Origin of the sequence: Micromonospora sp. NPDC007271 (genome assembly GCF_040634005.1) — a bacterium.
Lineage (GTDB): Bacteria > Actinomycetota > Actinomycetes > Mycobacteriales > Micromonosporaceae > Micromonospora.
The window spans coordinates 1-9916 of record NZ_JBEYER010000162.1 but is presented as its reverse complement, the minus strand read 5'-3'; the positions used below and the strand labels follow the sequence as shown (position 1 = coordinate 9916).

Here is a 9916-nt window from a genome sequence, read left to right as displayed (position 1 = left end):
TTGGGTGTGGCCGGATTGCTGTTCATCGCCCAGACCTGGATGGCCGCGCTGCTGCCGCCGGGGATCCGGCGGGCGCCACGGCCCGTTTCCGCGCCGTCCGTCCCGTCCCGCCCAGCGCGTGCCCCGTGCTTCCGCTCCGCTGCCCCGCCACCCCCTGACCCGGACGGGCGGATTCGCAGGAATAACCCCGGTCAGCCGGGTATCCGTGCGGTCCAACGGACAAGGGGGGGAAAGATGTTGGGTATCAAACGCCTCGGGCTCCTGGCCGCCATGGTGGTGGTCGGGGTGGCGCCCGCCGCGGCGGCGCAGGCCGCGGCGCAGCCGTCGACGCAGGACACCCAGTACCTGCAGGCGCTGCACCAGGTCAACCTGGCCGAGATCACCACGGGCAACATGGCCCAGCAGAAGGGCCAGAACGCCCAGGTCAAGGAACTGGGCAAGCAGTTCGTGACGGACCACACCCAGCTGGACGACGCGGTGAAGACGACCGCCCAGCAGCTCAACGTCCAGCTGCCGTCTCAGCCCACCTCGGACCAGCAGAACGTCATCAACCACCTGAACAGCCTCAGCGGGGCGGAGTTCGACAAGGCGTGGGTGACCGCCGAGCTGGCGGGCCACGTCCAGGCGATCCAGGCCACTCAGACCGAGATCTCGCAGGGCTCCGAGCAGTCGGTGATCACGCTGGCCCAGGACGCGCTGCCGGTGCTCCAGGCGCACCTCGACGCGTTGACGTCGCTGGCCCAGACCCTGGGCATCCCGGTCCCGCAGGCCAGCGCCAGCGGTACGCCCAGCCCGGGTGGCACCAGCACGCCGGCTCCGGGCGGCACCGAGTCCCCGGCTCCGGGTGGCACCGAGTCCCCGGCTCCGGGCACCACCGAGACGCCGGCTCCGGGTACCACGGAGGAGACCCCGGCGCCGAGCCAGAGCTGACCGTACGAACCGATGGTGGCCGGTCCATCCCCGCCCGGGGTGGCCGGCCGCCACGCGTACGGTCAGTCGGCGTTGGCCAGGCCGATGGCGAACGCCTCCTCCAGGTCGTGCTGCGAGTACGCCCGGAACGCGATGTGCGACTCGGTGTTGATCACCCCGGGCACCTTGGAGATGCTGCCGGCGATGACCTGGGCGATCTGATCGAACTCGCGGACCCGGACCATGGCGATCAGGTCGACGTGACCGGCCACCGAGTAGACCTCGCTCACGCCGGGCAGGTTGGCCAGGGTCTCGGCCACCTCGGGGATGGAATCGGTGGCGCAGTCGATCAGCACGATCGCGGTGATCACGGGACATTTCTCCGTTCGTCGGCGTCGTCGCCCATGCTAAGGGCTGGGCCGGTCAGCCCGTCCCCGGCTCGGGGATCCGGCCGGGACGGTCAGGTCGTCCCCGGCGCGGATCGCGTCGGTGAGCCGTTCCTGCGGCCCGACCGTGGCGCCGGGCCAGACCACCGTGCGGCTGACCTCACCCCCGACGGTCGCCCCGGGACCGATCACCACCCGGTGCACCCGGCCGGTGACCGTGGCGGACGGGGCCACGAGGCTGCCGCCGCCGGCCGCGTGCAGGTTGGCCGCCAGGTAGTCGGCCGGGGTGCCGGTGTCGTAGAAGGTCCCCCGGTAGGCCACCACCTCCAGCGCGCCGGCCGCCTCCGCCGGCCGCCACACCGCCCGGACCAGGTCGCCGAAGGTCGCCGGCAGCTCCCGGACCAGCCGCCAGGGCAGCAGCGAGAACCCGACGAACCGGTGGCCGCTGAAGGTACCGGGGGCCGCCGGGTCGTCGGCGGGCTGGCCGAGCAGGCGTACGCTGCGGCCGTCCCAGCCGTCCAGCAGCGCCGCGACGTCCGGTCCCGGCGGGGCGTCCGGATCGGCCAGGTACGCGTCGGCGTTGCCGACCAGCACGCCCCGGCCGGCGATCCAGTCCCGCAGGTTGCCCACCCCGCCCGCGGTGCCGAGCGGGTCGCCGGACTCGACCGACAGGTGGGCCCGCCCGCCCACGTGCGCGACCACCTGATCGCCCAGGTAGCAGGCGTTCACGGCGACGTGCTCCGGGCCGGCCAGGCCGAGCCCGGCCAGCCGGCCGAGGGCCCGGTCCAGCAGCGGCACGTTGCCGACCGGGCAGAGCGCCTTGGGCACCCGCTCGGTGAGCGGGCGCAGCCGGGTGCCCTCGCCGGCGGCGAGCACCACCGCACAGACGTCCACCGCCGCCCGCCGGCCGGCCGCCCCGGCCGACCCGTCCGGGCGGGTGGGGCCGGGACGCGGCCCCGGGCCGCTCACGCGGCCGGTGGCGTGACCGGCGGGACCTCGCCGGCACGCGGCCCGATGCCGTAGTGACCGAGCAGGTTGGCGGTGGCCCGGCTCAGCCGGGGCAGGTCGTCCAGCGGGTGCCAGGCGGCCTCGAGGACCTCGGCGCCGTCCACGGCCAGCTCGGTGGTCGAGGCCGGCACCTCGGTCTCGAAGACCACGTCCACCCAGCCCTTGGCGTGCACCACGGCGTTGGGCACGGCCGGGCGGAGCCGGTCGGGGGAGAGCCGGATGCCCGACTCCTCGTACAGCTCGCGCGCCGCGCCGACCACCGGCGCCTCGCCGCGTTGCAGCAGCCCGGCCGGCAGGGTCCAGCTGTAGCCGGGTGGCTGGCGCAGCAGCAGGATCCGTCCCTCGCCCTCGACGTCCCGCACCAGGGTGACCGCGCCGACGATGTACTTCGGCACGGCCAGGCGGACCAGCCGGCGCCGCAGCGGGACGGGCAGACGGTAGAAGAGCTGGTAGCCGAGGGCCCGTCCGGTGGCACGTGCGCGGGGGATCATGCCTTCAGGCTAACGGCCACGCCGCCCCGCCGTACGAGCGCCTTTTCACCTACGGTCGATGGTCGACGAGGTCGATCAGTTGCTGGACCACGGTGTCCGGCTCGACGGCCCGGTCGAAGACCGCCACCAGCAGGGTCTCCAGATCCGGGTAGCCCAGCTCCTCGGAGAGCCGCAGCAGCGGCAGGTCGCTGGCCAGGCCCCGGTTGTGCTTGCGCAGCGCGAGGCCGATGGTGGCCCGGCCCAGGCGTACCTTGTCGGCGATCGAGATGCCCGGCTCGGTGTGCTCGGCGAACCACCGGTTGATCTGCATCTGGGCGTGCGGCGACTTGACGAAGCCCAGCCACTCCCGGCGCGGCCCGCGCGGCGCGACGTCGGCCTCGTAGCCGCTCTCCGCGTCGCTCTCGGTGAAGATCTCCACCACGTCGCCCTCCTCCAGTTCGGAGGAGAGCGGGGCCAGCCGGCCGTTGATCCGCGCGGCGAGGCAGTGGTCGCCCCGCTCGGTGCCCAGCTCGTACGCGAGGTCGACCGGGGTCGCGCCGGCGGGGAGGACAATCTGCCGACCGTCGGCCACCACCTGGATCTGCGCCTCCGCCAAATCGCAGCGCAGCGACTCCATGAACTGGGTCGGGTCGACGGTCTCCTGCTCCCAGTCGAGCACCCGGCGCAGCCAGGCCAGCTCGTCCGCCCGGTCGGCGGCGCGCCCGGCGGTGCGGGGGAAGCGGTAGTGGGCGGCGATGCCGTACTCGGCGGACCGGTGCATCTCCTCGGTGCGGATGAGCACCTCCACCGTGCGGTCCTGCGGGCCGCAGACGCTGGTGTGCAGGGACCGGTAGAGGTTGTTCTTCGGGGAGGCGATGAAATCCTTGAAGCGGCCCGGCACCGGCCGCCACAACCCGTGCACCGCGCCGAGAGCGGCGTAGCAGTCGGTGGGCGAGCCGTCCACCACGATCGCGATGCGGGGCAGGTCGAACGGGGCCGTGTGGCCGCCGGCCACGGTGTCCTTCCAGATCGAGTAGAGGTGCCGGGGGCGGGGGGAGACGTCGGCGTCGACCCGGCCGCGGCGCAGCGCGACCTTCGTCTTCGCCACCACCTCGGCGAGGTACGCGTCCCAGCCCGGCCGGTCGTGCACGTGCCGGGCGATCCGGGCGTGCTCCTCGGGGTGCAGGTGCAGCAGCACCACGTCGTCCAGTTCGCGTTTGAGGGTCTGGATGCCCAGCCGGTCGCAGAGCGGGACGAGCACCTCCTCGGTCTTGCGCGCGATGCGCTCGCGCGAGGCGGCGGAGCGTACGCCGAGGGTGCGCATGTTGTGCAGCCGGTCGGCCAGCTTGATGATCAGCACCCGGACGTCCTTGCCGGCCGCGACGATCATCTTGCGGACGGTCTCGGCCTCGGCGGCCTTGCCGTAGAACGCCTTGTCGAACTTGGTCACCCCGTCGACCAGGTGGGCCACCTCGCGGCCGAAGTCCTCCTGCAACGCCTGGAGGGTGTAGCGGGTGTCCTCCACGGTGTCGTGCAGCAGCGCGGCGACCAGGGTGGTGGTGTCCATGCCGAGGTCGGCGCAGATCTGGGCGACCGCGAGGGGATGGGTGATGTACGGCTCGCCGCTCTTGCGGAACTGGCCGCGGTGCATGTTCTCGGCGATGGTGTAGGCCCGCCGGAGCACCGAGGCGTCGGCGTTGGCGTGGCTGCCGCGGTGGGCGCGGACCAGCGCGCTGACCGGGTCGTTGTCGGTGGTGGGCCAGGTGAGCAGGGAGCGGAGCCGGCGGGTCAGCGGCAGCTCGCCAGGTTGGGTCGGAAGGGAGCCGCCCAGGGCGGCGCCGTGTCCGGCGTCGACGTCCACCTGGGACACCTCCTCACCCCGGCCCCGGGCCGCCGTGCCCGGCGACCGGGAGCAGGCCCGCGAAACGGGCAGGACTGCACTCTCTTAACAGACTAAAGGAGTCGACGTAGTCCGATCGGACACTTGGTCATGAGCGTTCGGTCGAGAGTTGGTGGGACGCGCCGCTCTCCGCCTTGGTCAGCAGGGCGCGGAACCGACCCGCGCCGGTGGTCGGCGACGCCCAGCCGGAGGAGGTCTCCAGCAGCCGGGTCTCCGGGCGCTCCAACCAGGACAGGATGCGTTCGGTCTCCTCGGCGGAGGCCGCCGGCACCGGGCCGTGGCCGGGCAGCACGGTCTCGGCGGTGGCCCGGATGGCGTTCAGCGTCGGTCGCGGATGGACGCCCGGCGGGGAGACGCCGGCACCGGCCAGCCGGCCGTGCCGGACCAGGGCCAGCTCCCAGCCACCGCGGGCGTGCGGGCGGGCGGCGGCCAGCTCGGTGATCCGGGTCAACGCGACCAGGCGCTGCATCCGGACCGCCGCGCGCAGCACCGCGGCGAGCCGGGTCCGCACCACCGCGGCCTCCTCGTAGCGCTGGGCGTGGGAGAGCACCTCGATCCGGGCCAGCAGGGCGTCCACCACCACCTGCGGGTCGTCCGTGGTGGCGGTACGGAACGGGGCGGCGGCGCGGTGGTCGTACTCCTCCGGGGCGATCCGGTGCTCGCAGGGCGCCGGGCAGCGACCCAGCTCGGCCAGCGCGCAGGCCGGCATGGTGGTGCGCCGGGAGAGCCGGTGCGTGCACTGGCGCAGCGGCACCGCGTCGTGGAAACCGGCGGCGGCCAGCTCGGCGGCCTGCTTGGAGCGGAACGGGCCGAGGTAGGCGGTGTCGGTGGGGGCGAGGTCGCGCACGATCGACAGCCGCGGGTACGCCTCGTCGGTGAGCTTCAGCCAGACCTGGCGCTCCGGATACTTCGAGCGGCGGTTGTACGGCGGCGCGTGCGCGGCGATCAGCCGCAGCTCGCGGACCTCCGCCTCCAGCGAGTGGGCGCACTCGACGGCCTCGACCCGCTCGGCGGCGGCCAGCATCTCGGAGATCCGGGCCCGCTTCTCGCCGGCGGTGAAGTAGCTGCGGACCCGGGTCGCGATGTCGCCGGAGGTGCCGACGTAGAGCGGCCGGTCGTCGGCGGCCCGGAAGATGTAGACCCCGGGCACCTTCGGCAGGCCGTCGGCCAGGTGCCGCTTGCGGCGCTGGGTGGGGGTGACCGCCTTGGCGAACTCGATCGCCTCGCCGATGGTGTCGACCCGGTGCCCGCCGAGCCGGCCGATCAGCCCGTGCAGCACGTCGACGGTGGCCTTGGCGTCGTCCAGCGCGCGGTGGGTCGGCTGGGTGGCGGTGCGGAAGTAGGCCGCGAGGGTGCCCAGCTTGCGGTTGGGCACCTCGTCGCGGGTGAGCACCCGGCGGGCCAGCGCCGCGGTGTCCAGCACCCGCGGGTTGGGCCAGCGGTAGCCGTGCTTCGCGCAGGCGGCCTTGAGGAAGCCCACGTCGTACGGGGCGTTGTGGGCGACCAGCACGGCGTCGGAGATGAACTCCAGGAAGCTCGGCAGCACCTGCTCGATCGGCGGCGCGGGGATCAGCATGGCCTGGGTGATGCCGGTCAGCACGGTGATGAACGGCGGGATCGGCTCGCCCGGGTTGACCAGGGTGGCGAGCACCCCCAGCTGCTCGCCGCCGCGCACCTTCACCGCGCCGATCTCGGTGATCCCGCCGCCGTCCGGCGCGCCGCCGGTGGTCTCCAGGTCGACCACCACGAAGGTGGTCGCGTAGAGCGGCAGCGCGGGGTCGACCCCCGTGGCCGCCGCCGGGTCCAGGCCGGCCAGCGCCTCCTGGACGTATTCCGCTCGGGTCACCCGCGGCACGTTAACGGCCGGGTCCGACACTCCCGTCCCACCGGCCCCAATCGTTACCACGGGCTTAGGATGAGAGATCGGCTCACTCACCGGGCGGTGAGCCCGTCCGCGGTGGGAGACTTGCCACATGCCCCTCACCGAGCCGTACGACGACCACCTCCCCGAGGAGGAGCCGGTCGCCGCCGTGCACGACGCCGGTGAGACCCTGCCGGAGCCGGGCCCGGGTGCCGGCACCGCGCCGACCGACGTCGGCGGGTCGGTGGCGCCCGAGCCCGAGCCGGTCCTGCCCGAGCCGGTCCGGCAGCGGATCGTGGCGCTCACCGCCGCCGTGCTGCCCGGTCTGCCCGCCGACGAGGTGCCCGTCCCGCTGCGCCGGGTCGCCAAGTTCGCCCCCAACCGGCGCGCCCGGCTGGGTGCGCCGGCCATCGCCGCCCAGCTCACCGCCGACCCGCTGTTCCGGCAGCGGGTCACCGCGCGGGTGCTCGCCGACGCCGGCGACCTCGGCACGGCGGTCGTGGAGGGGACGGCCCCGGCCGCCGCCGACCCGGTCGAGGTGGCCGCCCTGGCGTACCTGGCCCGGCCGCGGGGCTGGCGGGAGCTGATCGAGGCCAGCGGCGCCGCGGTGCGCGCCGAGGCGGACAGCGCGGTGGTGGCCGAGCTGGTCCGGGAGGCCGAGCAGCGGGCCACCCGGGCCGAGCACGACCGGGCGGTGGCCCGGGTCGAGGCGGAGAAGCTGCGCGACGAGCTCGCCCGGGTGCGGGAGGAGCTGGGGCAGCTCCGCGAGGAGGCCCGGCAGCTGGGCCGTACCCTGCGGGAGACCCAGGCCCGGGAGCGCAAGGCCACCGAACTGCTGGCCACCGAGCGGGGCCGGGCCGCGCGGGCGGCGGCCGACACGGACGCCGAGCTGCGCCGGGTCCGGGCCCGGCTGGCCGAGGCGGAGTCCGCCGCGGGGGTGGCCCGGGCCGCCGCCAAGGAGGCCCGTTCGGTCGACGACGCGAAGCTCTGGCTGCTGCTGGAGACCATCGGCCAGGCGGCGGTCGGGCTGCGCCGCGAGCTGGCGCTCGACCCGGTGGAGAAGCTGCCCGCCGACTTCATCGCCGACGCCTTCGCCGACCAGTCGGCGGCCACCCCTGCCGGCGCGGCCGCCCGCGCCCGGGACACCGACGACCCGGCCCGGCTGGACCAGCTGCTCGCGCTGCCCAAGGCGCACCTGGTGGTGGACGGCTACAACGTGACCAAGCGCGGCTTCGGCGAGATGTCGCTGGAGCAGCAGCGCAAGCGGCTGATCAGCGGGCTGGGCGGGATCGCCGCGCAGACCGGCGACGAGGTCACGGTGGTCTTCGACGGTGCCGAGCGGATCCACGGGCTGCCGCCCACGCCGCGCGGGGTGCGGGTGCTCTTCTCCCGGAAGGGGGAGACCGCGGACGAACTGATCCGCCGGCTGGTCCGCGCAGAGCCCCCGGGCCGGCCGGTGGTGGTGGTCTCCTCCGACCGCGAGGTCGCCGACGGGGTACGCCGGCACGGCGCGTACCCGCTGGGGGCCGACTCGCTGCTGCGGCGGCTGTCCCGCTCCTGATTTCGCGGCCGCCGGGGCCGGGCCGGGCCCGGCCGCCGGGGTTGATCGGGTCTGGGGCGAAGCGGTGCGGTCATCGCCGGCACTCGGTCGCGCGACTCGCCCCGGCGCCGGCCACCCGGTCCGGTCTGCCAGCGGCCGGCTCAGACATGCTGTGCAGTCGGCGCGCGACCGCCGCCGCGACCTGACGGAAGGCGAGGACGGCGGCACGGCGGTCGTGTCGTCGGGCGGCCGCGACAAAGGGCACCGGGTCGACCCCGGCCAGTTCCACGAAGCGCAGCTCCGCCAGGGGCGAGAGCCCGCGTGCCGTGCGGGGACCCACGGCCACCACCGACGGGTCCTGGAGGATCAGGTACGCCATCTCCGCCGGCGAGGTGACCGCCACCCCGCGCTGCTGCGGCGGGCAGCCGTCGCGGTGGTGGTTGAGTAACCAGTAGTCGCGGATCGTCGGCACGTCCTCGATCCGGGGCATGGGCTGCGTGAGCACGTCCGCCAGCGACACCGCCGCCCCGGCGTCGGCCAGGGGATGCCGCGCGTTCAGCCCGAGGACCCGGGGCTCGGCGAACAACACCGTCCAGTCGTGCCGTTCGGGGTCCAGCGGCAGCCGGGTGAGGGCCACGTCGATCCGGTCCTCGAGCAGGGCGGTGTACAGCCCGCCGACGGTCAGTTCGCGCAGCACCAGCCGTACCTCGGGGGCGGCCCGCTGCCAGGCGGGCAGGATCGACGCGATGAGGTCGCCCACCCCGCCGGCGCTGAAGCCGACGCGGAGCATGCCGCCGCCGGTGCCGATGCTCTCCCGGGCCGCCCGTACGCCGTCGGCGACCTCGACCACGGCCCGCTGGGCCGGCTCGAGCAGCGCGAATCCGGCCTCGGTGAGCCGGACGCCGGTCGGCTCCCGGTGGAACAACGGCGCGCCCACCAAACGCTCCACGGCGCGGATCTGCTGGCTCAGCGTCGGCTGACTGACATGCAGCAGCGCGGCGGCGCGGGAGAAGGAACGCTCCTCGGCGACGGCGAGGAAGTACCGGAGTTGACGAAGTTCCACCATGACGATCCCCCCTGCCCGACCCTCGGGCATCGACGATCAGAAGATCTACCACCACTTATAGGCGCGTCCTATGGCCCATCGGTGTCGCGTCTTGGACAGCCCTTCCGGCCCGGCCGAAGAATCGACGACGGCGGCACCCGGAACCTCACCGGGTTCACCGCCGCCTGTCACATCGGCGACGAACGACGGCCGGCCGCGACCACCAGGCCGGCACGAAAGGGGTTCCCATGAACGCAGCACCGGCCCGCACCATCCGGGCGGTCGCGACCGCCTTCACCATGCTGGCCGCCTCCCTCGGTGTGGTGGCCGTCGGCGCCACGCCGGCGGCGGCCGGGACGAAGGACGTGTACACGGTCACGAAGTACTCGAACACCTTCAACGGCGGCTGTGAGGCGGAGGCGACGGTGACCTACTGGCCCGGCACCGACACCGCGACGTTCACCACCAGGGTCACCAGCCCGTACCTGTTCGCGGCGTGCCGGGTGAACACTCACCTGTACGTGCAGGGCAAGTCGACCCAGTGGAACAGCGCCACGCACTACACGATGGCGTGCGGGATCACCGACACGTCGTGCGCGTCCACCCAGACCACGACCGGCACCTACTACAACGCCACGCCGAGCCTGACGGCGTACGTGGACAGCGTCAACGACGCGCTGGAGGCGATGGGCATGCCGCGGTCGATGAACCGCAAGACGGCGGTCGAGTCGATCTCGATCGCGTCGGCGGCCTGCTCTACGGGTTGCACGCGCGAGTGCGCCTGACCGTCCCCGAGC

Annotated in this window: 9 protein-coding genes; 3 read left to right on the top strand and 6 right to left on the bottom strand. The window is 74.1% G+C overall.

Annotated elements, in window-relative coordinates; genetic code table 11:
- Nucleotides 1–234: 234 nt before the first annotated feature.
- Complete coding sequence (locus ABZ570_RS32570; RefSeq protein WP_358071792.1) at nt 235–930, top strand: DUF4142 domain-containing protein; 696 nt, start codon at nt 235–237, stop codon at nt 928–930.
- A gap of 62 nt (nt 931–992) precedes the next feature.
- Here the strand turns inward: ABZ570_RS32570 and ABZ570_RS32565 are convergent, their stop codons facing one another.
- The 5 genes from ABZ570_RS32565 to ABZ570_RS32545 form a co-directional block, all read right to left on the bottom strand.
- The gene (locus ABZ570_RS32565) at nt 993–1280 is read right to left on the bottom strand and encodes an Lrp/AsnC ligand binding domain-containing protein (RefSeq protein ID WP_089005951.1); all 288 of its coding nucleotides are present in this window, start codon (nt 1278–1280) and stop codon (nt 993–995) included.
- A gap of 36 nt (nt 1281–1316) precedes the next feature.
- Nucleotides 1317–2174 carry a sugar phosphate nucleotidyltransferase gene (locus ABZ570_RS32560; protein WP_358071795.1) on the bottom strand — a complete coding sequence of 286 codons (858 nt, stop codon included), beginning with the start codon at nt 2172–2174 and terminating at the stop codon, nt 1317–1319.
- Nucleotides 2175–2260: 86 nt separating this feature from the next.
- Nucleotides 2261–2794 carry an NUDIX domain-containing protein gene (locus ABZ570_RS32555; RefSeq protein WP_358071790.1) on the bottom strand — a complete coding sequence of 178 codons (534 nt, stop codon included), beginning with the start codon at nt 2792–2794 and terminating at the stop codon, nt 2261–2263.
- 49 nt (nt 2795–2843) lie between these two features.
- Nucleotides 2844–4634, bottom strand: a complete 1791-nt coding sequence (locus ABZ570_RS32550; protein WP_358071793.1) for a RelA/SpoT family protein — start codon at nt 4632–4634, stop codon at nt 2844–2846.
- A 127-nt stretch (nt 4635–4761) separates the two neighbouring features.
- Nucleotides 4762–6519 (bottom strand): DEDD exonuclease domain-containing protein, encoded by a 1758-nt coding sequence (locus ABZ570_RS32545; RefSeq protein WP_358071788.1) that lies wholly within the window; start codon nt 6517–6519, stop codon nt 4762–4764.
- A gap of 127 nt (nt 6520–6646) precedes the next feature.
- On the opposite strand from ABZ570_RS32545, the gene ABZ570_RS32540 reads away from it, so the two are divergent.
- A complete protein-coding gene (locus ABZ570_RS32540) occupies nt 6647–8095 on the top strand; it encodes an NYN domain-containing protein (protein ID WP_358071787.1) in 1449 nt (482 codons plus the stop codon).
- Between the two features lie 70 nt (nt 8096–8165).
- On the opposite strand, the gene ABZ570_RS32535 is transcribed toward ABZ570_RS32540, so the two are convergent.
- Nucleotides 8166–9140 (bottom strand): LysR family transcriptional regulator, encoded by a 975-nt coding sequence (locus ABZ570_RS32535; protein ID WP_358071786.1) that lies wholly within the window; start codon nt 9138–9140, stop codon nt 8166–8168.
- A gap of 227 nt (nt 9141–9367) precedes the next feature.
- Here ABZ570_RS32535 and ABZ570_RS32530 point away from each other — a divergent pair, with 227 nt between their 5' ends.
- Nucleotides 9368–9904 carry a hypothetical protein gene (locus tag ABZ570_RS32530; RefSeq protein WP_358071784.1) on the top strand — a complete coding sequence of 179 codons (537 nt, stop codon included), beginning with the start codon at nt 9368–9370 and terminating at the stop codon, nt 9902–9904.
- Nucleotides 9905–9916 lie beyond the last annotated feature (12 nt).